This is a genomic window from Yoonia sp. 72 (assembly GCF_034652275.1).
Classification (GTDB): Bacteria; Pseudomonadota; Alphaproteobacteria; order Rhodobacterales; family Rhodobacteraceae; genus Yoonia.
The window spans coordinates 57,084-82,391 of the sequence record NZ_JAXIWG010000003.1 but is presented as its reverse complement, the minus strand read 5'-3'; the positions used below and the strand labels follow the sequence as shown (position 1 = coordinate 82,391).

Annotated in this window: 31 protein-coding genes; 9 read left to right on the top strand and 22 right to left on the bottom strand. The window is 60.4% G+C overall.

Annotated elements, in window-relative coordinates:
* Positions 1-43 precede the first annotated feature (43 nt).
* The 8 genes from VCK47_RS12750 (at position 44) to VCK47_RS12715 (ending at position 7,660) form a co-directional block, all read left to right on the top strand.
* Positions 44-1,465, top strand: coding sequence for a TRAP transporter large permease (locus VCK47_RS12750; RefSeq protein WP_322890499.1), 1,422 nt, complete (start codon positions 44-46; stop codon positions 1,463-1,465).
* A complete protein-coding gene (locus VCK47_RS12745; protein WP_322890500.1) occupies positions 1,452-2,852 on the top strand; it encodes an amidase in 1,401 nt (466 codons plus the stop codon). The genes VCK47_RS12750 and VCK47_RS12745 overlap by 14 nt, the downstream gene beginning before the upstream one ends.
* Positions 2,845-3,000: a hypothetical protein gene (locus VCK47_RS12740; protein WP_322890501.1), complete on the top strand. Its 156-nt coding sequence runs from the start codon at positions 2,845-2,847 to the stop codon at positions 2,998-3,000. Before VCK47_RS12745 ends, VCK47_RS12740 begins: the two co-directional genes overlap by 8 nt.
* A gap of 155 nt (positions 3,001-3,155) precedes the next feature.
* A complete protein-coding gene (gene yidC / locus VCK47_RS12735; protein ID WP_322890502.1) occupies positions 3,156-4,973 on the top strand; it encodes a membrane protein insertase YidC in 1,818 nt (605 codons plus the stop codon).
* Positions 4,974-4,987: 14 nt separating this feature from the next.
* Entirely contained in the window at positions 4,988-5,635 is a 648-nt protein-coding gene (gene yihA, locus VCK47_RS12730) for a ribosome biogenesis GTP-binding protein YihA/YsxC (protein WP_322890503.1), read from the top strand.
* A gap of 17 nt (positions 5,636-5,652) precedes the next feature.
* Positions 5,653-6,507 (top strand): acetylglutamate kinase, encoded by an 855-nt coding sequence (gene argB, locus VCK47_RS12725; protein ID WP_026352122.1) that lies wholly within the window; start codon positions 5,653-5,655, stop codon positions 6,505-6,507.
* Between the two features lie 2 nt (positions 6,508-6,509).
* Complete coding sequence (locus VCK47_RS12720; RefSeq protein ID WP_322890504.1) at positions 6,510-7,148, top strand: ferredoxin; 639 nt, start codon at positions 6,510-6,512, stop codon at positions 7,146-7,148.
* On the top strand, positions 7,145-7,660 hold the full coding sequence (locus tag VCK47_RS12715) for a SixA phosphatase family protein (protein ID WP_322890505.1): 516 nt from the start codon (positions 7,145-7,147) through the stop codon (positions 7,658-7,660). The genes VCK47_RS12720 and VCK47_RS12715 overlap by 4 nt, the downstream gene beginning before the upstream one ends.
* A gap of 40 nt (positions 7,661-7,700) precedes the next feature.
* Here the strand turns inward: VCK47_RS12715 and VCK47_RS12710 are convergent, their stop codons facing one another.
* From VCK47_RS12710 to rplO, 16 genes are all read right to left on the bottom strand, one after another.
* Positions 7,701-8,495: an amino acid ABC transporter ATP-binding protein gene (locus tag VCK47_RS12710; protein WP_322890506.1), complete on the bottom strand. Its 795-nt coding sequence runs from the start codon at positions 8,493-8,495 to the stop codon at positions 7,701-7,703.
* A gap of 12 nt (positions 8,496-8,507) precedes the next feature.
* Entirely contained in the window at positions 8,508-9,983 is a 1,476-nt protein-coding gene (locus VCK47_RS12705) for an amino acid ABC transporter permease (RefSeq protein ID WP_322890507.1), read from the bottom strand.
* A gap of 1 nt (position 9,984) precedes the next feature.
* Positions 9,985-11,199: an amino acid ABC transporter permease gene (locus tag VCK47_RS12700; protein ID WP_322890508.1), complete on the bottom strand. Its 1,215-nt coding sequence runs from the start codon at positions 11,197-11,199 to the stop codon at positions 9,985-9,987.
* Between the two features lie 125 nt (positions 11,200-11,324).
* Positions 11,325-12,344 carry an amino acid ABC transporter substrate-binding protein gene (locus VCK47_RS12695; protein ID WP_322890509.1) on the bottom strand — a complete coding sequence of 340 codons (1,020 nt, stop codon included), beginning with the start codon at positions 12,342-12,344 and terminating at the stop codon, positions 11,325-11,327.
* A 221-nt stretch (positions 12,345-12,565) separates the two neighbouring features.
* The gene (locus VCK47_RS12690) at positions 12,566-13,276 is read right to left on the bottom strand and encodes an ATP12 family chaperone protein (protein ID WP_322890510.1); all 711 of its coding nucleotides are present in this window, start codon (positions 13,274-13,276) and stop codon (positions 12,566-12,568) included.
* Positions 13,273-13,950, bottom strand: coding sequence for an HAD-IA family hydrolase (locus VCK47_RS12685; RefSeq protein WP_322890511.1), 678 nt, complete (start codon positions 13,948-13,950; stop codon positions 13,273-13,275). Before VCK47_RS12685 ends, VCK47_RS12690 begins: the two co-directional genes overlap by 4 nt.
* A complete protein-coding gene (locus tag VCK47_RS12680) occupies positions 13,943-14,998 on the bottom strand; it encodes an RluA family pseudouridine synthase (RefSeq protein ID WP_322890512.1) in 1,056 nt (351 codons plus the stop codon). Before VCK47_RS12680 ends, VCK47_RS12685 begins: the two co-directional genes overlap by 8 nt.
* Entirely contained in the window at positions 14,995-15,354 is a 360-nt protein-coding gene (locus VCK47_RS12675; protein WP_322890513.1) for a CrcB family protein, read from the bottom strand. Before VCK47_RS12675 ends, VCK47_RS12680 begins: the two co-directional genes overlap by 4 nt.
* A gap of 31 nt (positions 15,355-15,385) precedes the next feature.
* Positions 15,386-16,696, bottom strand: a complete 1,311-nt coding sequence (locus VCK47_RS12670; RefSeq protein ID WP_322890514.1) for a replication-associated recombination protein A — start codon at positions 16,694-16,696, stop codon at positions 15,386-15,388.
* Between the two features lie 86 nt (positions 16,697-16,782).
* Positions 16,783-17,202 (bottom strand): 50S ribosomal protein L17, encoded by a 420-nt coding sequence (gene rplQ / locus VCK47_RS12665; RefSeq protein WP_213395655.1) that lies wholly within the window; start codon positions 17,200-17,202, stop codon positions 16,783-16,785.
* Positions 17,203-17,386: 184 nt separating this feature from the next.
* Positions 17,387-18,403, bottom strand: a complete 1,017-nt coding sequence (locus VCK47_RS12660) for a DNA-directed RNA polymerase subunit alpha (protein ID WP_019953333.1) — start codon at positions 18,401-18,403, stop codon at positions 17,387-17,389.
* Between the two features lie 114 nt (positions 18,404-18,517).
* On the bottom strand, positions 18,518-18,907 hold the full coding sequence (gene rpsK, locus VCK47_RS12655) for a 30S ribosomal protein S11 (protein ID WP_019953332.1): 390 nt from the start codon (positions 18,905-18,907) through the stop codon (positions 18,518-18,520).
* Positions 18,908-18,920: 13 nt separating this feature from the next.
* On the bottom strand, positions 18,921-19,289 hold the full coding sequence (gene rpsM / locus VCK47_RS12650) for a 30S ribosomal protein S13 (protein WP_040482983.1): 369 nt from the start codon (positions 19,287-19,289) through the stop codon (positions 18,921-18,923).
* A gap of 200 nt (positions 19,290-19,489) precedes the next feature.
* On the bottom strand, positions 19,490-20,068 hold the full coding sequence (locus VCK47_RS12645) for an adenylate kinase (RefSeq protein WP_322890515.1): 579 nt from the start codon (positions 20,066-20,068) through the stop codon (positions 19,490-19,492).
* Positions 20,065-21,426 (bottom strand): preprotein translocase subunit SecY, encoded by a 1,362-nt coding sequence (gene secY, locus VCK47_RS12640; protein ID WP_322890516.1) that lies wholly within the window; start codon positions 21,424-21,426, stop codon positions 20,065-20,067. Before secY ends, VCK47_RS12645 begins: the two co-directional genes overlap by 4 nt.
* 105 nt (positions 21,427-21,531) lie before the next feature.
* Positions 21,532-22,005 carry a 50S ribosomal protein L15 gene (gene rplO, locus VCK47_RS12635; protein ID WP_322890517.1) on the bottom strand — a complete coding sequence of 158 codons (474 nt, stop codon included), beginning with the start codon at positions 22,003-22,005 and terminating at the stop codon, positions 21,532-21,534.
* Between the two features lie 279 nt (positions 22,006-22,284).
* On the opposite strand from rplO, the gene VCK47_RS12630 reads away from it, so the two are divergent.
* Entirely contained in the window at positions 22,285-22,671 is a 387-nt protein-coding gene (locus VCK47_RS12630; RefSeq protein ID WP_322890518.1) for a hypothetical protein, read from the top strand.
* Positions 22,672-22,766: 95 nt separating this feature from the next.
* Here the strand turns inward: VCK47_RS12630 and rpmD are convergent, their stop codons facing one another.
* The 6 genes from rpmD to rpsN all read right to left on the bottom strand — a co-directional run bounded on the left by rpmD (position 22,767) and on the right by rpsN (position 25,299).
* Positions 22,767-22,955 carry a 50S ribosomal protein L30 gene (rpmD, locus tag VCK47_RS12625; protein WP_019953326.1) on the bottom strand — a complete coding sequence of 63 codons (189 nt, stop codon included), beginning with the start codon at positions 22,953-22,955 and terminating at the stop codon, positions 22,767-22,769.
* 3 nt (positions 22,956-22,958) lie between these two features.
* On the bottom strand, positions 22,959-23,543 hold the full coding sequence (rpsE, locus tag VCK47_RS12620) for a 30S ribosomal protein S5 (RefSeq protein ID WP_019953325.1): 585 nt from the start codon (positions 23,541-23,543) through the stop codon (positions 22,959-22,961).
* A 125-nt stretch (positions 23,544-23,668) separates the two neighbouring features.
* Positions 23,669-24,034, bottom strand: a complete 366-nt coding sequence (gene rplR, locus VCK47_RS12615) for a 50S ribosomal protein L18 (RefSeq protein WP_322890519.1) — start codon at positions 24,032-24,034, stop codon at positions 23,669-23,671.
* A gap of 11 nt (positions 24,035-24,045) precedes the next feature.
* Positions 24,046-24,579: a 50S ribosomal protein L6 gene (gene rplF, locus VCK47_RS12610; RefSeq protein WP_322890520.1), complete on the bottom strand. Its 534-nt coding sequence runs from the start codon at positions 24,577-24,579 to the stop codon at positions 24,046-24,048.
* A gap of 9 nt (positions 24,580-24,588) precedes the next feature.
* Complete coding sequence (gene rpsH, locus VCK47_RS12605; RefSeq protein ID WP_322890521.1) at positions 24,589-24,981, bottom strand: 30S ribosomal protein S8; 393 nt, start codon at positions 24,979-24,981, stop codon at positions 24,589-24,591.
* A 12-nt stretch (positions 24,982-24,993) separates the two neighbouring features.
* Positions 24,994-25,299 (bottom strand): 30S ribosomal protein S14, encoded by a 306-nt coding sequence (gene rpsN, locus VCK47_RS12600; protein ID WP_322890522.1) that lies wholly within the window; start codon positions 25,297-25,299, stop codon positions 24,994-24,996.
* Between the last annotated feature and the right edge of the window lie 9 nt (positions 25,300-25,308).

The window sequence follows — 25,308 nt, the reverse complement described above, 5'->3', positions numbered from 1 at the left end:
CATCGCGCAACGCGCCCGGTCCCCATTTTACGGAGTATAGCAAGTGACTGATCCGCAAGTTGCCCTGATGATGCTTGGCATCTTCATTGTGCTCGTTTTCCTAGGCTTTCCGATTGCATTCACGCTGATGGCGATGGGGATCGGGTTTGGCTATTACGCCTATTACGACCCAAGCCGGATGTGGCGCGCCTATAACCGGCTGGCCGAAGATGCGGACGGCTGGACGTCATTCACGACATGGATAGAGGGGTTCTATAATAACAGGATCTTCGATTTGTTCGTGAACCAGACCTATACGGTCATGTCGAACGAGGTTCTGACCGCCGTTCCGCTGTTCCTGTTCATGGGCTATGTGGTGGAACGCGCCAATATCGTGGACCGCCTGTTCACCACGTTGAATATCGCGGCCAAGGGCATGCCGGGGTCGATGGGGGTTGCCGCACTTGTGACATGCGCCTTGTTCGCGACCTCGACAGGCATCGTGGGTGCGGTCGTCACGCTGATGGGCCTGCTGGCACTGCCTGCGATGATGAAAGCGCGGTATGACACCAGCTTTGCATCCGGCATCATCTGCGCGGGCGGCACGCTTGGCATCCTGATCCCGCCGTCGATCATGCTGATCGTCTATGCGGCGTCGTCGGGTGTGTCGATTGTCCGGCTCTATGCAGCAGCCCTTTACCCCAGCCTTGTGCTGGTCGGGCTTTACCTGACCTACATCATTGGCCGGTCGATCCTGCAGCCAAGCATCGCACCCAAACCGACCAAGGAAGAAGTGCCCGATGTGCCGTTCGGCCAGCTTGCATGGATGCTGCTGACCTCGATCTTCCCGCTCGCGTTCCTGATCCTTGCCGTGCTGGGGTCGATCCTCTTCGGTCTGGCCACCCCGACCGAGGCCGCGTCGATCGGTGCCTTGGGCGGCATGGTGCTGGCCACCGCCTATCGCGCGATGAGCTATCAGAAACTGCGCGAAAGCGTCTATTTGACCGTGCGCACGACCGCGATGGTCTGCTGGCTGTTTGTCGGGTCCTATACGTTCTCGTCCGTTTTCTCTTATCTGGGTGGCGAACACCTGATCTCGGAATTCGTGATGGGGTTCGATCTGACGCCGTTCCAGTTCCTGATCCTCGCACAGCTGATCATCTTCCTTCTGGGCTGGCCGCTGGAATGGTCGGAAATCATCATCATCTTCGTGCCGATCTTCCTGCCACTGCTACCCTTGTTCGGGGTCGATCCGCTGTTCTTCGGCATTCTGGTGGCGCTGAACCTGCAGACGTCGTTCCTGACCCCGCCGATGGCAATGTCGGCCTATTACCTCAAGGGGATCGCGCCACCATCGGTGCAGCTGTCGCATATCTTCAAGGGTGTGATGCCCTATCTGGGGATGGTCTTTATCTGCATGTATCTGATGTATCAGTTCCCTGCGCTGGTCTTCTCGCTGCCGGATTCGATCTATGGCACACGCTAAAACCAAGCCCCTGCCCGCAGGCACGCGGCGCAATGACAGCGTGATCGCGCTTGATCCGCTGGACATGCGCGACCGGCTGGCATCGGGGGCCTTGCGCGCGGTCGATCTGGCCAGTGCCTGCGTCGATCAGGTCAAACGCCGCGAAGCGGATGTACAGGCCTGGGCCTGGCTGGACGAACAGCACGTGATGGCGCAGGCGCAGCGGCTCGACACGCTGCGCAAGACGGGCCAACCCGTGGGGCCGCTGCATGGCATGCCTGTCGCGCTCAAGGACATCATCGACACCCACGGGATCGCCACCGAGAACGGCACGGTCATCGACAAAGGCCGCGTCCCCACCGAGGATGCAGTGATCGTGCGCAAGCTCAAGGCGGCGGGCGCCTATGTGATGGGCAAGACGGTTACGACCGAACTGGCCTATATCGCCCCCGGCAAGACCCGCAATCCGGTCAATCCCAACCACACGCCCGGCGGATCGTCGCAAGGGTCGGCGGCGGCCGTTGGCGCGGCGATGGTGCCGCTGGCGATTGGCACGCAAACCGGCGGGTCAGTGATCCGGCCTGCGTCCTATTGCGGGGTCGTCGGGTTCAAGCCCAGCTTTGGCATGATCCCGCGCACGGGTATCCTGCCGCAATCGCCCTCGCTCGATACGGTCGGGGTTTTTGCGACCAGCGTGGCGGGTGTCGCAATGTTGGCCGATGTGCTGTGCGGGGATGTTCCCGCCGATCCCGCGACCACGCTGTCGGCACCGCCGCGGCTGCTCGCCACCGCGCTGTCCGATGTGCCGGTGCGCCCGACGCTTGCGGTCCTGTCTCAGATGCCGGGCGATACCGCGCCCTCCGAGGATATGGCGCTGGCCATGCAGGAACTGGCGGGCCTTTTGGGCGAGAATGCCTTTGCGCTGATCCTGCCGCAGCTTTTCGACGAGGCATCCGAGATCCGCGAAAGGATCAACTTTGCCGAGATGGCGAAATGCTATTACGCCTATGAACGGCGCGGGCGGCATCAACTGTCCGACCTGACGCTGGCGGCAATCGACGCGGGCAAGGCCGTGCTGGCGCGCGACTACATCGCGGCACTTGACTGGCCGAAGCTGCTGAATGCCGCGCTGGACGAAATCTTCGACCGCTGCGACGCGATCATCTGCCCCGCGACCCCGACATCCGCCCCTGCGGGCCTGTCATCGACCGGCAGTGCGGTGTATAATGGGTTGTGGACATTGTGCGGCGTGCCGGTGGTGACGCTGCCACTGTTCGAAGATGCGGCGGGGATGCCGATGGGCCTGCAAATGGTGGGCCGCCGTGGCAATGATGCCCGATTGCTGCGCACGGCGCGGTGGTTGACGACCGAAATCAGAAACACAAGCGGAGTAACAACCGATGCTTGACCGCGTTCTGGCGATTTTCGCCTTCATCATGCTTTGTAGCTTCCTCGGTATCCTCGTATTCGAGCTGGGAAGGTTGGACATCTCGGTGATCGCGGCGATCACTCTGGCCCTGGCCGGTTGGGACGTCCTGGGTCGAAAGAAAAGCTGAAACATCTACACGGCTGATACCTCGGGCCGCTGCTTTTGCAAACTTGCGTGTTCTGTTCCCCCAAAGGGCTGCCTTTTCCTGAAAACCGCTTGACCTTTGTCCCCCCGACAGGTTGAACGGCCCTGATAATTGATGTGGGAAACAGGTGTTTTCAGATGAACGACCAGAACCGTAACCTCATCCTTGCGACGCTTCTCAGCTTTGCCGTGATCATGACATGGACGCTGCTGTTCCCGCCTGAGGAGATCCTTGTCGATCCGGCCGCAGAGGTTGCGACCCAATCGGTCGATCCGACCGTGCCGCTGGCCGATCCTGCGACACCTGCAGCCACAGCACCCGACGCTGCCGAAGAATCGGCCATCGACGTTGTGCGCGTGCCGATTGAAACTCCCGAACTGACCGGATCGATTTCGATGCTGGGTGGCCGGATCGACGATCTGGCGCTGACCGACTACCGCGAAACGCTGGAAGAGGGCGCGCCGATCGTGCGCCTGCTGCGCCCCGTGGGCGAAGAGGACGCCTATTTCGCGACCTTCGGCTGGACCGCTAGCGAAGGTATCGACCCCGCCGCCGTACCTGGCCCCGACACGATCTGGTCCGTCGAAAGCGGCGAAACGCTGACACCCACGACGCCCGTCACGCTGGTCTGGGACAACGGCGCAGGCCAGATTTTCCGCACCGAGATTTCGGTCGATGACCGGTTCATGTTCAGCTTTGCCCAAAGCATCGAAAACGCGGGCGAAGCCGCGGTCACCGCGCGACCCTACGGGATCGTGCGCAGGCATGGCGAGCCGTCGGATGCAAAACGCTTTTTTATCCTGCACGAAGGTCTCGTGCGGATGTCCGATGGTGAGCTGGAAGAAACCACCTATCGCAACATTCCCGATTACGCCTTTGATGAACGCGAACGCACATTGGCCGAACGGATCGAAGTGCAGCAATCCGGCTGGATCGGCTATACCGACCATTACTGGATGACCACACTGATCCCCCAAGCCGGACAGCCGTTCCGGTCCACCTCCAAGTATTTCGAGGCGCGCGATCTGTTTCAGGTCGAGGCTGTGATGCCCCCCAGCGTTGTTGCCGCAGGTGAAACCGCCACGGTGACGACCCGTCTTTTCGCCGGTGCCAAGGAATGGGACGCAATCCGCTACTATGAACAAGAAGGCGGCGTGGAGCGGTTTCTGGACAGCATCGACTGGGGCTGGTTCTTTTTCCTGACCAAGCCGATCTTCTGGCTGCTGCACACGCTGAACATCTATATCGGCAACATGGGCTGGTCGATCCTTGCGCTGACGCTGATCCTCAAGGCGCTGGTGCTGCCGCTGGCCTATAAATCCTACGTCTCGATGGCGCGGATGAAAGAACTGCAGCCCGAGATGGAAAAGCTGAAGGAACGTGCCGGCGACGACCGGCAGGCCATGCAGCAAGGCATGATGAAGCTGTACAAGGAAAACAAGGTCAATCCGGCGGCAGGCTGTCTGCCGATCCTGTTGCAGATTCCGATCTTTTTCTCGCTCTACAAGGTGATCTTTGTCACGATCGAATTGCGCCACGCACCGTGGATCGGCTGGATCGACGACCTCAGCGCGCCTGACCCGTCCTCGATCATTAACCTCTTTGGCCTGCTGCCTTGGGCGGCCCCAGACCCAAGCTCGATCCTGTCGCTGATCTTTATCGGTGTGCTGCCGATCATGCTGGGCGTGTCGATGTGGATGCAGCAAAAGCTGAACCCCGCCCCGACCGACCCGACACAGCAGATGATCTTTGCATGGATGCCATGGGTGTTCATGTTCATGCTGGGCGGTTTTGCATCCGGTCTGGTGCTTTACTGGATCGCCAACAACATCATCACCTTCGTGCAGCAATATGCGATCATGCGCAGCCACGGGGCGAAACCGGATGTGTTCGGCAACATCAAATCCGGGTTGAAACGCAAAAAGGCGGATGCGGAAAGCAAGCCTGACAAATAGGACGGCCAAGCGAAATGGAACTGCGATTCCCCCAAGCGCCCGACCCAGATGACGCATCCAAAGAGGCCGGGCGCATGCTGTTCGCGGGCGAGACCACCTTTGTCAAAGGTGTCGTCGCCATGGACGGCCTGCCCCCCGCCGACCGGATCGAGGTCTGCCTTGCAGGCCGGTCCAACGTGGGGAAATCCTCGCTCATCAACGCGCTGACAGGGCGCAAGGGGCTGGCGCGCGCGTCCAACACGCCGGGGCGCACGCAGGAGATCAACTTTTTCACAGCGGGCGACATCTATGTCGTCGATTTGCCGGGCTATGGTTTCGCCAATGCGCCTGTTGCCGTGGTCGAAAAGTGGCAGCGCCTGCTGAAACAATACCTGCAGGGCCGTCAAACTCTGCGCCGCGTGTTCGTGCTGATCGACGCGCGCCATGGCGCGAAAGCGGTGGACGAGGAAATCATGTCGCTGCTTGACGCCTCGGCCGTGACGTTTCAGGTCGTGATGACCAAGGTCGACAAGCTGCGCGGGGACGCGCTGGAAGACTCGCTCGCCAAAACCCGTGCGGCGCTGGTCAAACACCCTGCCGCCTACCCCGAACTGATCCTGACCTCTGCCGAAAAGGGCGACGGGATCCCCACATTGCGCGCCATCATCGCAGGGATATCATGAAGAAAAGGACCGCCGACATGAACCGTGACTGGATCGCGACCGCCCGCACCCTGTCCGAGGCCCTGCCCTATCTGCAGCGCTATTCCGGTGCTGTCGTCGTGGTTAAATTCGGCGGCAATGCGATGGGCGACGCCGATGCGATGGCCGAGTTCGCTCGCGATATCGTACTGATGAAACAGGTTGGCATGAACCCTGTCGTCGTGCATGGCGGCGGGCCGATGATCAACCAGATGCTCGACAAGCTGGGCATCAAGACCGAATTCGTACGCGGCCAGCGCGTGACCGATCAGGATACGGTCGAAGTCGTCGAAATGGTGCTGACCGGGCTGGTCAACAAACGCATCGTGCAGGCGATCATGGACGAAGGCGGGCGCGCGGTCGGCCTCTCCGGCAAGGATGACGACCTGATGGTCGCCGAGGCGCTGAACCCCGAACTGGGCTTTGTCGGCCGCCCCGTGGAAATGAACGTGCAGGTGCTGCGCGATCTGAATGCCGCAGGGATCATTCCCGTCGTGGCCCCTGTGGCCACGGGCATGGACATGCTCGAAACCTTCAACGTGAACGGCGACACGGCCGCAGGTGCCATCGCAGGCGCGCTGAAGGCGGACCGGCTGCTGCTGCTGACCGATGTGCCCGGCATCAAGGATGCCAGCGGCGAGGTTGTGACGCAGCTGACCCCCGATCAGGTCCGCGCAATGATTGCCGACGGCACGATCTCCGGCGGCATGATCCCCAAGGCCGAAACCGCGCTGATGGCGGTGGAACAGGGCGTGCGCGCGGTCGTCATCCTTGATGGTCGCCTGCCCAATGCCAGCCTGCTGGAACTGTTCACCGAACATGGTGCTGGGTCCATCATCCGCGAACCGCGCTGACGATGACCGCCAGCGCCCTTGACGCGGCTCTGGCGTTGCACGGGCTGCACGTCTCGGGCGCGTTTCAGATCCAGCCGGAAGACGCGCTGCCGCGCAAGGACGGGTCACTGGTCCTGATCAGCCCCGCCGAACCTGCGTTCTGGCCAATCTTCACCGCCAGCCCCGAATATCGCGACAGCCAACCTGACCCGATGGACCGCTGGTCGCGCCGGATTGGTGACGCGCTGGCGCAGGATTTCGGCGCACTGGCGCTCTACCCGTTCGGCGGTGCGCCGTTCCTACCGTTCTACACTTGGGCGTTGCGGTCGGGACGCGCATGGCCGTCACCCATCGGGTTTCTGGTGCATGATACAGGCGGGCTGTTCATCTCTTACCGCATGGCGCTGCTGGTGCCTTGGGTCACGGCCACAGGCGCGGGCACGCGCCCCTGTGACAGTTGCATAGACCAGCCCTGCGCTAGTGCCTGCCCTGTGGCGGCTTTTGCCAGCGGCTATGATGTGACAGCCTGCAAGGACCACTTGCACAGCGCCCTCGGACAGGATTGCATGGGCCAAGGCTGCGCCGCGCGCCGCGCCTGTCCCGTGGGTCAAGGCACCCGCCTGCCCGCCCATGCGGCCTTTCATATGGAGTCTTTCCTGTGACCCTCACGCTCATCCTGATCCGCCACGCGAAATCAAGCTGGGATGATCCGTTTGCCGACGATCACGCACGCGTGCTGAACGCCCGTGGCCGCGCGGCGGCACCTGCCATAAGCGCGTGGCTTGCGGCGCAAGGGCATGTGCCGGATGTGGTGCTGTGCTCCGATGCCGCGCGCACGCAGGAAACAGCGGCGCTGATCCTGCCGCATCTGGCACCTGCGCCCGATCTGCAACTGGTGCCGGCCCTCTACCACGCCAGCCCCGACACGATGCTGGACCTGTTGCAGAAACAGACTGCCCGCAGAATCGCGATGATCGGGCATAACCCCGGCATCGCCATGTTCGCCGACGGGATGATCGAACGGCGGCCTGCGCATCCTCGCTTTGGCGACTATCCGACCTGCGCCACCTGCGTGATCCGGTTTGATGCCGACAGGTGGGATAGGGCCGCCCCGCGTAGCGGCCGCTGCACGGCCTTCATCACCCCCGCAGACCTGCCCATCGTCCGAGCATAAATATCCCCGCCGGAGGCCAGAAAGTTCTTAATTCAATCTCTCAGTGCCCCAGAATCTGGCTGAGGAACAGCTTAGTCCGTTCGGACTGCGGATTGTTGAAGAACTCTTCAGGCTCGTTCTGTTCGACGATCTGCCCCTGATCCATAAAGATCACGCGGTTCGCAACCTGACGGGCAAAGCCCATCTCATGCGTCACGCAGATCATCGTCATGCCGTCCTCGGCCAGACTGACCATCGTGTCCAGCACCTCTTTGATCATTTCAGGGTCTAGCGCCGATGTCGGTTCGTCGAACAGCATGATGCGCGGGCGCATGCACAAGGACCGCGCGATGGCGACGCGCTGCTGCTGGCCGCCCGACAACTGGCCGGGGTATTTCAGCGCCTGTTCGGGGATCTTGACCTTGGTCAGGAAATGCATCGCGATCTCTTCGGCTTCGCGCTTGGGGATCTTGCGCACCCAGATCGGGGCAAGCGTGCAGTTTTCCAGAATGGTCAGATGCGGGAACAGGTTGAAATGCTGGAACACCATCCCGACCTCGGACCGGATCCGGTCCACGTTCTTGAGGTCGGATGACAGGACCGTACCATCCACGGTGATCTGGCCTTTCTGGTGTTCTTCCAGCGCGTTGATGCAGCGGATCAGTGTCGATTTGCCCGAACCCGAAGGCCCCGCAATGACGATCCGTTCGCCGCGCTGGACGGTCAGGTCGATGTCGCGCAGCACGTGGAACGTGCCGTACCACTTGTTCATATTGCGGATTTCGATCGCCACCTCGTCAGAGACATTGGCAGCGACCCGCGGCATGCCGGCGGTATCCAGTTCAACTTGGGCCATGATGGTCTCTCCTCAGCGGTGGTCGGTCCGGAGACGACGCTCCAGATACATTGAATAACGGGACATGAAGAAGCAGAATATGAAGAACAGCCCCCCCACAAAGATATAGAGTTCCCAGTAAATGCCGTTCCATTCACCGGTGGCACGGATCGCATTGGTCAGGCCAAGCGGGTCGCGCAGACCGATGAACACGACCAGCGTCGTATCCTTGAACAGCCCGATAAAGGTGTTCACGATACCCGGGATCGAGATTTTCAGCGCCTGCGGCAGGATGATCAGCCGCATGGATTTCCAATAATCCAGCCCCAGCGAATCCGCCGCCTCGTACTGGCCTTTGGGCAAGGCGGCCAGACCGCCACGCACCACTTCGGCCAGATAGGCAGAGGCAAAGAGCGTCACCATGATGATCACCCGCAAGAGCAGGTCAAACGTGGTGCCGGGTGGCAGGAAGTAGTTCAGCAGGGTCGAGGCGGTGAACAGCCAGACGATCAGCGGCACGCCGCGGATCACCTCGATGAAGGACACGCAGACCCATTTGATCAGCGGCATCGATGATTGCCGCCCCAAGGCCAGCGCGATGCCCAAAGGCAAGGACAGAACGATCCCCGATGTGCCGATGATGATGGCCAGCATGAACCCGCCAAACTGGTCCGACGGGATATAGGTCAGTCCCCATGGCAGCGCCGAGGCCAGCGCCCCGCGCAAATGCGACAGCAGCGAGCCCATACCAAGCGGATCCATAAAATAGATGACGAACACCGCAATCGACACAATCAGCCCGCCAAGGCTGCCGACAAAGGCGGCGGCCGTCCGACCTGCAAAAAGGGTCAGCGCAAGCCCTGCAGCCACCAGCACCGGCAACCAGACCGACCCGCCCCATAGAAGAAAGAAGGCAATGAACGGATAGATCAGCGAGAATATCAGCAAGCTGCGAGGCAGGTTGGAATACAGGATCGGCGCCAAAGCGAAGACGAGCAGGGCCAGCGCCAGAAGGGGCCGCCAGAAGCCGAAAAAGAACAAAACCGTATTGCCAAGTTCGTTACGCATCTCCGACACGAAAGCAACGCGCTGGGTTGCGTTGAAGCCGCCGCCAAATACCACCTCTGCGCCACCGGCCGCTTCAAGCTGTTCGGCATAGAACAGGCGCGCCAGCAGCGGGTTGTCGGTGGGGTAAAACCCGAACAGCATCTGCAGCCAGCGTTCGTTGATGACAGCCCAGCAAGCCGCGCTTTCCAGCCCGCGCGCATCGCGGATTTCGCGACATTCGGTCAGCGACCCCGCATCCCAGATACCGTTGTAGACCCAAGGCACCGTGCCGGACAGGACAGCCCAGACAAGATAGATGGCAAGGATGGTCATGAGAGAGTTGAACCAGCCCGAAAACAGGTTCTCGCGCAGCCATTTGACCGGACCCGTTACGCCCGGCGGGGGCGCTTGTTCCGGCAGCATGTCACTGCGGACATAGGCGACCTTTGATGCATCGCTCATCTCAGCGCTCCTTCAGCTTGACGCCGGAATTGTAGAAATTCATGGCCGATGAAATGATCAGACTGGTGATCAGGTAGAATATGCCCAACAGCAAGATTCCTTCCAATTCGCGGCCGGTCTGGTTGACGGTGATACCGCCCAGCGTGGACCGCGCATCCATGTACCCCACAGCCAGCGCCAGCGAGGAGTTCTTGGTCAGGTTCAGAAACTGTGAGATCAGTGGCGGGATGATGACGCGCAGCGCCTGCGGCAGGATGATCAGCTGCATGGTGCGATTGGGCTGCATGCCCAGCGCAAAAGCGGCCTCTGTCTGGCCTTTCGAGACAGCCAGAATACCCGAGCGCACGATTTCCGCGATGAAGGCAGAGGTGTAAAGCGACAGCGCCAGCCACAGCGCGATCAGCGAATTGCGCACCTGCAAGCCGCCTTGAAAATTGAAGCCGCCCAGTACCGGGTAATCGAGCGTGATCGGACGGCCCAGCGCATAAAATGCCAGCGTCACAGGCACGATCAACAGCGCCAGCGACAATGGCAGCACCGGCAGTTGCTGGCCCGTGTCTTCCTGCCGTTTGCGCGCGATGTAGCGCAGCACAAAAATTCCGATGATCGACAGGATCAGGACGGCGACAACGATGCCCGACCCGTCCGCCCAAATGGGGCGCGGAATAAAGACACCACGGTTGGTGATCGCCATGCTGTCGGCGAAAAGCATGGTTGCCGTACCGCCTTCGGCAAAATCGCGCGGCTGTGGCGTTGCTTCGGTCATCACAGCGAAAACGATCAAGATCCAGATCAGCAGCGGCGTGTTGCGCATGCATTCGACATAGACGGTCATCACGCGGGCGACGAGCCAGTTCTTGGACAGTCGCAGAACGCCCGCGAAAACGCCGATCACGGTCGCAAGGATACAGCCAAGCACGGCCACCAGCAGCGTGTTGAGAATACCGACCAAAGCGGCACGCGCATGCGTGTCTTGGGATGTGAAGGGGATCAGTTGCTGGTTGATGTCGTAACCAGCCGTGGTCCACAGAAAGTTGAAACTGATGTCCTTGCCCAAAACTGCAAGGTTGGTGACGGTGTTATCGATCAGTTGCGCCAGAAACAGCATGATCAACATAGCGGCGACCACCTGAATTGTCAGCGACCTATACCGCGCATCATAAAGCAACATGCTGATGCGGAATGTTTCGCGCGGGTGATCAGAAATGTCCGCCATGCGCAGCCCTCGATCTGGATACGACAACAGGGGGCAAGAAATATCTTGTCCGCCAAAAGTCAGAATATGGGTTTAATGAATGATGAAAGGGGCCCGGCCATGGCCGGACCCCAACCGATCAGTGATTAGCGGAAAGGTCCGCCATACATCAGGCCGCCTTCGGTCCACTGTGCGTTCAGACCGCGAGCCAGGCCGACAGCAGTGGCTTCACCGATGTTCGCTTCGAAGATCTCGCCATAGTTCCCGCCAACAGAGATAGCGTTCACAGCCCAGTCTGCGTCCAGACCGATCATGGCACCCAGTTCACCTTCGGTACCCAGCAGGCGGTTGACCTCTGGGTTGTCGGTGGGTGCAGCAGCCAGCTCGGCCACGTTCGCCTGTGTCACGCCATATTCTTCGGCCGCGATCAGCGCATGGGTCGTCCAACGAACGATATCGCCCCAATCGTTGTCACCATGGCGCACTGCGGGGCCCAGTGGTTCCTTGGATACGACTTCCGGAAGAATCACGTGATCGCCCGGTGCTTCGAACGTCGCGCGTGTTGCGGCAAGGCCCGAGATATCGGTGGTATAGACGTCGCATGCACCGGCCAAGTACTGCTGCTGGCCTTCGGCGTTGGTTGCGACCGGCACGGGCTCATAGCTGATGCCATTGGCGCGGAAGTAGTCAGCAAGGTTCAGCTCGGTGGTGGTACCGGTCTGGATGCAGACCGTCGCGCCGTCGAGTTCGGTCGCCGAGGACACGCCCAGTGCGCGTGGGACCATAAAGCCCTGACCGTCGTAATAGTTGATGGCAGGGAAATCGAGCGCAAGGTCGGTGTCGCGTGTGAAGGTCCAGGTCGAGTTGCGGACCAGAACGTCGACTTCACCAGCGGCCAGCGCGGTAAAGCGGGTCTGGCTTGTCAGCGGCACGAATTGGACGGCCTGACCGTCACCCAGCACAGCGGCAGCGATCGCACGGCACAGAGCCACGTCGAACCCTTCCCAGTTGCCGTTCGCATCGGGTGCGGCGAAACCTGCCAGACCTTCGTTCGAGCCACAAAGCAGGGTGCCGCGTGCTTTTACGTCATCAAGGGTCGCAGCCGATGCGATACCGGCGGTCATGCCAGCGACGGCCAGCGCGCCGATAAATACGGTTTTTGTCATTTTTACCTCTTCCTGAGTTTCCGCCGGTAAATCCGGCAGCCAATTTTTATGCCACCTCTTTCAAGGTCGCCGCTTCTACAAAGGCCAAGCCCTTGTTCGAGTTTTGCTAGATTGTCCGATGAAGCGCCATCTGGTCAAGCAAAACTCGCAGTAATCACCGCGCAAATGCCGCGAAAACAGGCAATTATCGGGACAAATGCCCCGATAAGGGCCGCGTTGGATCACGCCCTTGCCAGATGAAAGAATCTCTCTGCATGCAGAAAGGCCGCCCGTTTGACCTCTGCCGCGGCGGTGGCCTCTTCGTCAGCCCCCCATTGCGAGATCTGCCAGTTCTCATCGACGCGGGATATGTCCCAGGCCTGTGCCGCATCGAGATGCGCGCGCATCACCGCAAGCGCAAGGACCAGCGACCCTGACAGGCTGATCAGATCATGCGCGGCAGCCAGTCCAAAATCGTCCTGAGCCTCCAGTTCGCGCTGCAATCTGGCAATACTTTCATCGGGTTGCGGCACATGCACCACACCTTCGCCTACCATCAGCCGGACCTGAAGGTCCTGTTCGGCCCAGTGCAGCAGCGGGTCCCATGCCTGCCGCTGGCGTACAACCAGCCCGTCGGGGGCGGGCGCACGATAACACAGCAGATCAGTCCCGCCGTATTCCGACAAAAGGCCGATCACCTCGGCCCTTTGGGTGCGGACCTTGTCGATCGCCGCATTGGCGCTGCGTGTCACCGGCATGGTGCGTGGATCGACCAGACCTGTCTGCGCGTCCCATTCCTGCGCCACGGCTTCGGCCAAGGGCAGTGTCGGCACGACCAAGGCCGCCTTGGCCGGCGTTTTTACCGGACGCCCGTCCAACGTGACGGTGAACCCGCCGTCGCAGGCCTCTGGCGTCGCGGCCTTCCAGAATCGTTTCGGTTTCCAGTCGCTCATGGGTGTGATCCGGTCAGTTGGTCGATGGCAGGCAAAAGGTCGGCAAATTGGTCGATCAGCAGGTCGGGGCGCAGGCTGCCCGCATCGTGATAGCCCCAGGACACGCCGATGGTGCGCACGCCCGCAGCACGCCCCATATCCATGTCAAAGGTGGTATCGCCGATCATCACGGCGGCGCGGGCATCGGTGCCGGTCTCATTGAGAGCGGTCAGAATCATGGACGGGTTCGGCTTGGACGGATGGTCGTCGGCCACCTGTTCGCTGTGGAACAGACCACGCAGCCCGTGTTTTTCGAGCATCTTGTCGAGGCCCCGCCGCGATTTGCCGGTAGCCACGGCCAGCAAGGTGTTGTCCTGCCCGGCCAGTTCGTCCAGCGCCGCACGCGCGCCGGGGTAAAGCGGGCTTAGCTCGCCCTGCCCGTCCGCGCCGCGCAGGTCCATATAGGCGTCCTTGTAGGCCTGCACGAGACGGGGATGCCTATCGGGTGCCTCGTCCGGGCAAAGCCGCACCATGGCGACATCCAGCGACAGCCCGACAATCGACAACAACCGTTTGCGGTCGGGCAGCACCAGACCTTCGGCTGCGAAAGCGGCAGTCATCGCGGCGACGATTTCGGCCTGGCTGTCGACCAGCGTGCCGTCCACGTCGAAGATCACAAGGCGCAGGTCACTCATCGGGCATGTTGAACGGATCGACAGGAGCGTGGCCGACGACCCAACCCACGAAATCCCAAGTGTTCTGCATGTGCTCTGGCAGGTCGGCGGTCAGATGCAGGATTTTGCCGGTGGCGGGATGTTCGATGGTCAGGCTGCGTGCATGCAGGTGCATCTTGCGCCCGATCTCGCTGCCCATGCTGGCCCCCCAGCCATCGCCAAGGTTCTCCTGCCCCGATCCGCCATATTTGCCATCACCGATAATCGGATGCCCGATCTCGGCCATATGCGCACGCAACTGGTGGGTCCGGCCCGTAATCGGGACCAGCGCACACCATGCCGCACGACTGGCCAGCGTATCCATCACGGCATAATCCGATGTGGCGCGCTTTGCGCCTTCGGTGCTTGCGATCTCGTTGGGATGCACGCAGCGCATCTTTTCATTCTCGCCGCCTTTGCCGTGGCCGGGGGCCTTCACCAGACCGTATTTGATCGTACCCGCGCGCGGATGCGGCACACCGGCGACAGCGGCCCAGTAAATTTTGCGCGTCTCTCGGTGCTTGAGGTTCTCAGTCAACTGCTTGGCCATCATCCGTGTCCGCGCGAGCAACAGCACACCCGATGTATCGCGGTCCAACCGGTGCACCAGACGCGGTTTTTCGTCGTAGCCGAACATCAGCGCCTCGGCCATGCCATCAACGTGGCGGGTGGTGTTGGTGCCACCTTGCGTGGCCAGCCCATGCGGTTTGTTGATCGCGATAATGTGGTCGTCCTTGTAGATCACGCAGGACTGAATCAGCTTGGCATCCGCCTTGGTGACGCCATGACGGGCAAGGGTGGCGGCAGCGGCGGCCTCTTCCTCGGTCGGCAAGGGCGGGATGCGGATTTTCTGGCCGACTTCGAGCCGCGTGCTGGTTTTCACGCGCCCGCCATCGACGCGCAATTCGCCTTTGCGGCACAGCTTTTCGATGCGCCCTTGGGTCAGATGTGGGAACAAGCGGCGCAGATAGCGGTCCAGCCGCTGATCGCCGTCGTCGGGGCCGATGGTTCTGGTGTGTACACCGCTCATGTCGTCATTCCTTTGGCAAGCCACAGGCCCAATCCGCAGGCCGCAATTGATACAAATACCGACGCCAGCACATAGCTGCCCGCTGCCACGACACGGCCCGATTCAATCAGGCGCAACGTGTCGAGCGAAAACGTCGAAAAGGTGGTGAAACCACCCAGAACGCCCATCATTACGAAGGGAATCCAGTTCTGCAATCCGCGCGCAGCCAGCAATATCCAGACCAACCCGATCAGAAATGACCCCAGCACGTTGATGACCAGCGTGCCAATGGGAAACGGCACCGCCATCCCCACAAGGAAGCGCAGCACAGAACCGACAGCCCCGCCAAGAGCCACAGAGATCACAGGTATCATCATCGGCCTGCCTTGGCCTTTTGGCGCGGGGAAGTCAATTCTTGCCCCGCTTGGCACGCAATCCGGCGAAGAAATCCACGCGTTTCTTCAACTCGCGTTCAAACCCCCGATCCACGGGCAGGTAATAAATGCCGCGCTTCATGGTCTCGGGGAAATAGTTCTGGCCGCTGAACCCGTCCTCGGCATCGTGGTCATAGGCATAGCCTGCCCCGAACCCCTGTTCCTTCATCAGCTTGGTCGGTGCGTTCAGGATATGGGCAGGCGGCGGTTCGGAACCCGTCTGTTTCGCGGCGGCCATCGCGGCCTTGTAGGCGACATAGGCCGCATTCGATTTCGGCGCGAGCGCGAGGTAGGTCACCGCCTGCGCCAAGGCCAGTTCACCCTCGGGCGATCCCAGCCGTTCATAGGTTTCCCAGCTTTGCAAACACACCGCCTGCGCCTGCGGGTCAGCAAGGCCAATATCTTCAACCGCCATCCGCGTGATGCGGCGGGCAAGGTAACGGGGGTCCTCGCCCCCTGCCAGCATGCGGGCGAACCAGTAAAGTGCGGCATCAGGGTCGGACCCGCGCACGGATTTATGCAGCGCGGAGATCAGGTTGTAATGCTCATCGCCGGATTTGTCGTATTTCACCGCGCGTTTCATCAGCCGTTTGGTCAGGTCGTCGCGCGTCAGTTTCGCATCGGTTTTCCAGGCCGCCACCTGTTCGATCAGATTGAGCAGCGCGCGGCCATCACCATCGGCCATGTCCAGCAGCGCCTCGCGCGCGTTTCCGTCCAGTGGCAGGGCGCGGCCCAGTTCCTTTTCGGCACGTTGGGCGAGCAGTTCGAGGTCAGTCAGAGTCAGTCGGGTCAGGATGAACACCTGCGCACGGCTCAGCAACGCGGCGTTCAGCTCGAAACTGGGGTTTTCGGTCGTCGCCCCGACCAGCAGGATCGTCCCATCCTCCATATAGGGCAGAAAGCCGTCCTGCTGTGCCTTGTTGAAACGGTGGATTTCATCGACGAACAACAGCGTGCCCTTGCCGTTCTGGCGGCGCATCTTCGCGGCCTCGAACACCTTGCGCAGATCAGGCACGCCCGTGAAAATCGCGCTGATCTGGACGAAATGCAGGTCGGTTTCATCCGCCAGCAACCGCGCGATCGTCGTCTTGCCCACGCCAGGCGGGCCCCAGAAAACCAGCGACGACAGAGAACCAGAGGCCAGCATCGTGCCCAGCGGCGCATCCGGGCCAAGCACCTGCTGCTGGCCGATCACCTCGGACAACCGCTTGGGCCGCAGCCGGTCGGCCAGCGGGCGGGGGCCTGCGGGGGCAGTGTTGGGGGCGCTGTCGAACAGGTCAGGCATGGGCAGATGATAGGCTTTCCGTGAAAAAGCGAAAGCCCCGCCAATCTGGCAGGGCTTTGCAAAAAAGTCGGTACGTGGCGGGGAAATTAATCCTCCATCGCCTCGAACTCGGCCAGACGGGCCTTGTCAGCCGCGCCTTTGGCATTCACGTCGCGGTCCACGAATTCGATGATCGCCATCGGGGCCATGTCGCCATAGCGGAAGCCGGCCTTCATGATGCGGACATAGCCGCCCTGACGTTCGGCATAACGTGGGCCGATGATTTCAAACAGCTTGGCTGTGTGGATGTCCTGCTTGAGCTGGGCATCGGCCTGACGGCGGGCATGCAGATCGCCGCGCTTGCCAAGGGTGACCAGCTTCTCGACGATGCGGCGCAGTTCTTTCGCCTTGGGCAGCGTTGTTTTGATCTGTTCGTGTTCGATCAGGGCCCCGGCCATGTTGGCGAACATCGCCTTGCGGTGTTCGTGGGTCCGGTTCAGCTTGCGGTAGCCGCTTGCGTGACGCATTTGGTGTCTCCTTCAGATTTATACTTTGTCCAACGGTCTGATGCGTGCCAGCCGTATTATTGGGGCGGGATTGCCCGGGGTCTTCCCCACATGCGTGGGCATTTCGGCGTGACGCGCCCCGGACGTGTTCCGGGGCCTCGTCGGTTTGCGTGAGGTCCCGGGTCAGGCCCGGGACGAAGACCAGTTAAAACTGGTCTTCAAACTTTTTAGCCAAATCTTCGATGTTGTCCGGCGGCCAATCCTCGACGTCCATGCCAAGGTGCAAACCCATGCCCGACAGCACTTCCTTGATTTCGTTCAAGGATTTGCGGCCAAAGTTCGGTGTGCGCAGCATTTCTGCTTCGGTTTTCTGGATCAGATCGCCGATATAGACGATGTTGTCGTTCTTGAGGCAGTTTGCCGAACGCACCGACAGTTCCAACTCGTCCACTTTCTTGAGCAGCAGCGGGTTGAATTCCAGCCCGTCGTCATCGGAACCGGCAGAGGCCGATTCAGGCTCGTCGAAGTTGACGAAGATCGACAGCTGGTCCTGCAGGATCCGCGCGGCATAGGCCACAGCATCGTCAGGCGACAGCGAGCCGTCGGTTTCCACCTTCATCGTCAGCTTGTCATAGTCGAGCACCTGACCTTCGCGGGTCGGTTGCACGTCATAGGACACCTTTTTCACCGGCGAATAGATCGCGTCGATGGCGATCATGCCGATGGGGGCATCTTCCGGCTTGTTCTTGTCAGCGGCAACGTAACCTTTGCCGGTGTTCACGGTCAGTTCCATGTAAAGATCGGCACCGTCATCGAGGTGGCAGATCACATGGTCCTTGTTCAGGATTTCGATCCCGGCAGTTTCCGAGATATCAGCAGCCGTCACAACGCCCGGCCCTTTGGCCTGCACGGACAGACGCTTGGGGCCTTCGACTTCCATACGGATGGCGACGCCCTTGAGGTTCAACACGATGTCGGTGACGTCTTCACGCACGCCCGACACGGACGAAAACTCATGCAGCACGTTGTCGATCTGCACGGCAGTGATCGCGGCACCCTGCAGCGACGACATCAGGATGCGGCGCAGCGCGTTGCCAAGTGTCAGACCAAAGCCGCGTTCCAGCGGTTCGGCGACCATGGTCGCCTGACGCATCGGGTCATTGCCCGGCTTGACGTCCAACTGCATCGGCTTGATCAGTTCAGCCCAGTTCTTGTGGATCATATGTCCCTCCATCCTTGTTTGCCTTCATGTCCAAAAAGGCAAACGCCCGAGGTTTCAAAATGACGGATTGGGGCCGTGCAAAAAGATGCACGACCCCAATGCGTTCGGAGTGGTTCAGACGCGGCGGCGCTTTGGCGGGCGGCAGCCGTTGTGCGCCATCGGGGTCACATCACGGATCGACGTGATGTTGAAGCCGACAGCGGCCAGTGCGCGCAGCGCGGATTCGCGGCCGGAACCGGGACCCTGCACTTCGACTTCCAGCGTCTTGACGCCGTGGTCTTGTGCTTTCTTGCCCGCATCTTCCGCAGCCATCTGAGCGGCATAAGGCGTGGATTTCCGCGACCCTTTGAAACCCATCGTGCCAGCGGACGACCATGCGATCGCATTGCCCTGCACGTCGGAAATCAGGATCTTGGTGTTGTTGAACGAAGAATTCACATGAGCAACGCCAGCGGCGATGTTCTTGGAAACCTTCTTTTTGGTGCGTTTGGTATCGCGTGCCATCTGTCAGGTCCCCTTATTTCTTCTTGCCAGCAATGGCCTTTGCAGGGCCCTTGCGTGTGCGCGCGTTGGTGTGGGTCCGCTGACCGCGCACCGGCAGGTTGCGACGGTGACGCAGGCCACGGTAGCAGCCAAGGTCCATCAGGCGCTTGATGTTCATCTGGGTTTCACGACGCAGGTCACCTTCGACGGTGAGGTTCGCGTCGATGAATTCGCGGATCGTCAGGATTTCTGCGTCCGACAGATCGTTCACGCGACGGGCGCGGTCGATGTTGGTTGCTTCGCAGATCTGTTCGGCAATGGCAGGGCCAATACCAGTGATATATGTCAGGGCGATTGGAACCCGCTTTGCAGTCGGGATGTTTACGCCGGCAATACGTGCCACGTGTGCAATTCCTTTTCGTTGCGGGTCCGTGATGCCAGACCCTTTTTTCACAACGGAAGCCCGGACCATACGGCACCGGGCTGCGTCATATCAGGTAAGCCGCAGGATGAAGGGTGCGACCCCGCACCTGCGCATTGATTCCCTTGCGGGATGGCGCTGTTTAGGGGGCAACGCCCGCAGCGTCAATAGACCGCAAGCGGTTAGCCAAGGACCTTGGCGATGCTGTCGGCAACGTCATCCACGCTGGCCAACCCATCGAGCGATACAAGATCGCCTTTGGCATGGTAATAACCGATCAGCGGGCTGGTCTGCTTGTAATAGGCCAAAAGACGAGTCCGCAGGCTTTCGGCGTTATCATCGGCACGGGCTTGCCCACCGGATGCAACCGTTTCGGCGGCGCGGCCCAGCACACGTTCGACCAGCACATCGTCGTTGACCTGCAATTCGATCACATGATCAAGGCTCTGGCCCATTTCGGCAAGCAGATCACCCAAGGCGTCAGCCTGCCCAAGCGTGCGCGGAAAGCCGTCGAAGATGAAACCGCCATGATCGCCGCCCGCCTCGAGCTGTTCGCGGATCAGGCCGATCACGATCTCGTCCGTGACCAGTTCGCCGCGGTCCATGACGGCGGCGACGGTTTTACCCATCGCGGTGCCGCTGGTCCGCGCAGCACGCAGCATGTCGCCGGTGCTGAGCTGGATCATGTTGCGATCTTCTACCAGCTTGCGGGCCTGTGTCCCTTTGCCAGCGCCCGGTGGTCCAAGTAGAATGATATTCATCGCCGCGACGGGCCTTTTTTCTTGGTCGTGCTGCGTTTGCCGCGCAGCTGCGATTTTTCGATCAGGCCTTCATACTGGTGAGCAACCAGATGCGACTGCACCTGCTGGATCGTATCCATCCCCACCGACACGATAATCAGCACGGATGTACCGCCGAAATAGAACGGGATCGACAGTTCCGCGCGGATGATTTCCGGCAGCAGGGCCACCAGCGCCAGATAACCCGACCCCAGCACCAGAATACGCGTCAGCACATAGTCGAGATATTCCTCGGTCCGTTTACCGGGGCGAATGCCGGGGATAAACCCGTTCTGGTTCTTGAGGTTCTCGGCCACATCCTCGGTCTTGAAGGCGACTTCACGGGTGTAGAAATAGGTGAAGAAAATGATCATGCCGCCAAAGAAGATCAGGTAGAGCGGCTGGCCAGGGCCGAAGAGCGCCAGAATGGTGGACATGACAGGCCCGCTGGACCCGCCACTGAACGTGCTGATCGTCGTCGGCAACAGCAGCAGCGCCGAGGCAAAGATCGCAGGGATCACACCGGCAGGGTTCACCTTGATCGGCAGATGGCTGGACGACCCGTCATAGATCTTCATGCCGCGCTGCTGGCGGGGATACTGGATGTGGATCTTGCGCAGCGAGCGTTCCATGAACACCACGAAGGTCAACACCACAAGCACCATCAGCAGAATCCCGACGATCACGAAGGGGCTGATCGCACCGGTGCGACCTTGGCTAAGGAACTGCGCCAAGGCAGATGGGATTTCCGCGATGATGCCGACAAAGATGATCAACGAAATACCGTTGCCGATGCCGCGCGCGGTGATCTGTTCACCAAGCCACATCAGGAACATCGTGCCACCAACAATGGTGATCACGCAGGAGGCGCGGAAAAAGAAACCGGGGTCAGAGGCCAGACCGCCCGCCTCGAGGCTGATGGCAAGGCCATAGGCCTGCGCCGTCGCCAGCACGACCGTGCCGTAGCGGGTGTATTGGTTCAGCTTGCGGCGGCCTGCCTCGCCCTCTTTCTTGAGGTTCTTGAGCGGCTCCCACATCGCGCCCAGCAACTGCATGACGATCGAGGCTGAAATGTACGGCATGATGCCCAGCGTAAAAATCGCCATCCGCGACAGTGCACCGCCGGTGAACATCGACAGGATACCACCGATCCCCGCCTGCGCGTCTTCCATGAATTGCTGCAGGGCAATGCCGTCGATCCCGGGGACCGGGATGAAGGTGCCCAGACGATAGATCATCAATAGACCAATCGTGAAAAAGATGCGTTGGCGCAGTTCAGTTGCTTTGCCGAAGGCGCTCCAACTGACGTTGGCTGCCATTTGCTCTGCTGCAGAAGCCATGTGGGTCTCTTTTCATGATAAACGCCGCTGAACGGTTCCCCGATCAGCGGCGTTTGGGAAAACTTGCAAGATCATCTAAGCGACGGTGTCGCCGCTCACAAGGTCTTACTCAGCCGCTGCCGATGTCTTGACGGTCAGTGATCCGCCAGCCTTGGCGACGGCATCGACAGCACCCTGCGACGCGCCGGTCACGCTGATCGTGGCTTTGGAGGTGAATTCACCCTTTGCCAGAACGCGGATACCGTCTTTCTTGCGACGGACCAGACCGGACGCGATCAGCGCGTCTTCGGTGATGTCTGCCTTGATGTCGATCTTGCCTTCGTCGATGAATTTCTGGATCAGGCCCAGATTGACGACCGAGAATGCCTTGCGGTTCGGCTTGTTGAAGCCGCGCTTTGGCAGACGCTGGTACAAAGGCATCTGGCCGCCTTCGTAGCCCTTGATCGCCACACCCGAGCGGGATTTCTGACCCTTGATACCACGGCCACCGGTCTTACCCATGCCGGAACCGGGACCACGGCCAATGCGCTTCTTACGCTGGGTGGCGCCTGGGTTGTCGGAAAGTTCATTCAGTTTCATGTCGCTTCTCCTTTTGCCGGAACTGGCCCCCAGCGACGGGAGTGGCCAAACACGGCGTTACAATCGAGTCGGACCGAAGGTGCCGACTTGCGGCGTATAAACGGGGGTTCGGGGCAGGTCAAGAAAGCTCGCACAGGAATGCGCGTCGGGGCCGACCAGCAGAGGCATTCAACAAAATGTGGCATGACTTCACAAGCAAGGCAAAGGCGCTATGATCTGACGCATGATGAATACGGAATTCTTTCTTCGACGCAGCGGTGACACACAATGATCGGCACCATGCTGATATCGGTGGGGCTGGCGACATCCGCCGTCCAGAGCGATGGAAGCTTTCGCTATCAGGCCGAGATCGTCGCCGAGGACATGGTGAATTCCAGCGGCGAACGTCTGGATAATCTGGCGGCGATCCTGCAGCAGGACCGCGCGAATTATCACCGTTTCGATATCCGCCAGAGCGGCGACGAAACGGACCCGTTCTTCGCCGATTACCAGACCCGCGCGCGCATGCAGACCATTTATAGCCCCGGCACCCGCGACGCCGAGATTGAAGCCCTGCTCGCCTTTGGTGCCGTGATCCAGCTCGACGTCGAGGTCTGCCTGCGCAACGGACGCCCGGTACAGATCGGCGTCAGGTATAGCGACACGGACGGAACGATCTGCGGTTAGGCCTCGGAAAGCATGCACAAAGACAAGAACGCCCCCGGTTTCCCGAGGGCGTTTTGAATTTCGTCAGGTGGATCGTGGTCCACCCAATCTGCCTCTTACCCGCGCTCTTCGATGATCTCGACGAGGTGGGGGATGCTGTTGACCATGCCGCGCACGGAAGGTGTATCTTCCAGCTCGCGGGTACGGTTCATCTTGTTCAAGCCCAGACCGATCAGCGTAGCACGCTGTTTCTCGGGGCGGCGGATCGGGGAACCGATCTGCTTGACGACGATCGTTTTTGCCATGGTTTAAGCCTCCTCGGCGACTTGTGCGGATGTGTCGGCTGCATCTTCCCGCTTGGGCAGAATGTCAGCGACTTTCTTGCCGCGACGCTGGGCCACGTTGCGCGGCGACTGCTCTTTTTGCAGGCCGTCCATCGTGGCACGGATCATGTTGTAAGGGTTCTGCGAACCGATCGATTTGGACACGACGTCCTGCACGCCCAGCATCTCGAACACGGCGCGCATTGGACCACCGGCGATGATGCCGGTACCAGCGGGCGCTGTGCGCATCACGACGCGACCGGCGCCATGGCGGCCTTCGATATCGTGGTGCAGGGTGCGGCCGTCACGCAGGGCGACGCGGATCATCTGGCGTTTCGCCTGTTCGGTCGCCTTGCGGATCGCCTCGGGGACTTCCTTGGCTTTACCTTTGCCGAAACCGACGCGGCCCTTCTGGTCACCGACGACGACAAGCGCGGCAAAGCCGAACCGCTTACCACCTTTGACGGTCTTGGACACGCGGTTGATGGCGACCAGGCGGTCGGCAAACTCGGGTGCTTGTTCTTCGCGGGGGCGACGGTTGCCACCCCGGTTGTTGTCACGTTCTGCCATAGCTGGCGTCCTTATCTTCTTGCCCGAGGGCGTTGTCCAATCGCGGTCGAAGCCGGATCATCGAGGCTGCGCCGGAGGCACATCCTACAGTGCTGGTAGGGTGCGCATTCCTGCGCACCGCTACATTAGATTTTCAACCCGCCTTCGCGGGCCGCATCAGCAAGGGCCTTGATCTTGCCGTGGAACAGAAAACCGCCACGGTCGAAATAGGCCTGTTCGATCCCGGCAGCCTTGGCGCGTTCTGCGATTGCAGCACCGACCTTGGCAGCGGCTTCGACATTGTTCTTGCCGACAACGCCCAGATCCTTTTCGAGTGTCGATGCCGACGCAAGCGTCACACCGTTCACATCGTCGATCAGCTGGACGCTGATGTTCTTGTTGCTGCGGTGTACCGAAAGACGCGCACGCCCCTGGTTGGCTGTTACGCCCCGCAGTTTGTTCCGAACGCGCATACGGCGCTTCAGAAACAGTGTTCTTTTGCTGTTTGCCATTTGTGCGTTCCTTACTTCTTCTTGCCTTCTTTGCGGAAGATGAATTCGCCTTTGTACTTGATGCCCTTGCCTTTGTAAGGCTCGGGTTTGCGCCATTCACGGATATTCGCCGCGACCTGGCCAACAAGCTGCTGGTCGATCCCTTCCACGATGATTTCGGTCTGCTTGGGCGCAGTCACGGTGACCCCTGCCGGCACTTCGAAATTCACATCATGGCTATAGCCCAATGCCAGTTTCAGGACATCGCCCTGCATCGTGGCACGATAACCCACACCGCTGATCTCAAGCTCTTTCTTGAAACCGGTGGTCACGCCGGTCACCAGGTTTTCGACCTGGCTGCGCGACATGCCCCACTGCTGGCGCGCCCGCTTGGACGTGCCGCGTGGTTTGACGGTGACGATGTTGCCATCAACAGTGATGGTCACGTCGTCAGTCGCCTTGAAGGTGCGGGTGCCCTTCGGGCCTTTGACTTCCACGGTTTGACCGGACACCGACGCAGTGACGCCAGAGGGCAGCTCAACCGGTTTTTTACCAATACGAGACATGTTTTCCCCTTAGAACACTGTGCAAAGCACTTCGCCGCCAATTTTGGCCGCCCGTGCATTCGCGTCCGTCATCACACCCTTGGAGGTGGAGACAATCGACACACCCAGGCCCTGACGGACGGATGGGAGGTCATTGGCGCCCAGATACACGCGACGACCGGGCTTGGAGACCCGCTTCACTTCGCGAATGACTGGTGTGCCTTCGTAGTACTTCAGTTCGACGTTGAAAGCAGGATGGCCGTCTTTGCCGTCCTTCTTTTCGTAGCCGCGGATGTAGCCTTCTGCGACCATCACATCCAGCACGCGCGCACGCAGCTTGGACGCCGGTGTTTCCACCGAAGCCTTGCCGCGCATCTGGCCGTTGCGGATGCGTGTCAGCATATCACCGATAGGATCGTTCATATCAAATTCTCCTTACCAGCTCGACTTGACCATGCCGGGGATTTCGCCATTGGAACCAAGGTTCCGCAGCGCGATCCGGCTGATCTTGAGTTTGCGGTAATAGGCGTGTGGACGCCCGGTGAGCTGGCAACGGTTGTGCAGACGCACAGCCGAAGAATTGCGCGGCAGTTTTGCAAGCTGCAAAGTTGCCTTGAAGCGCTCTTCGACCGGCTTGGACTGGTCGTTGATGATTGCTTTCAGCGCTGCACGCTTCACAGCATATTGCGCCACCAGCTTTTCGCGCTTTTTCTCGCGCTCGATCATGGATTTCTTAGCCATTTGTCAAAT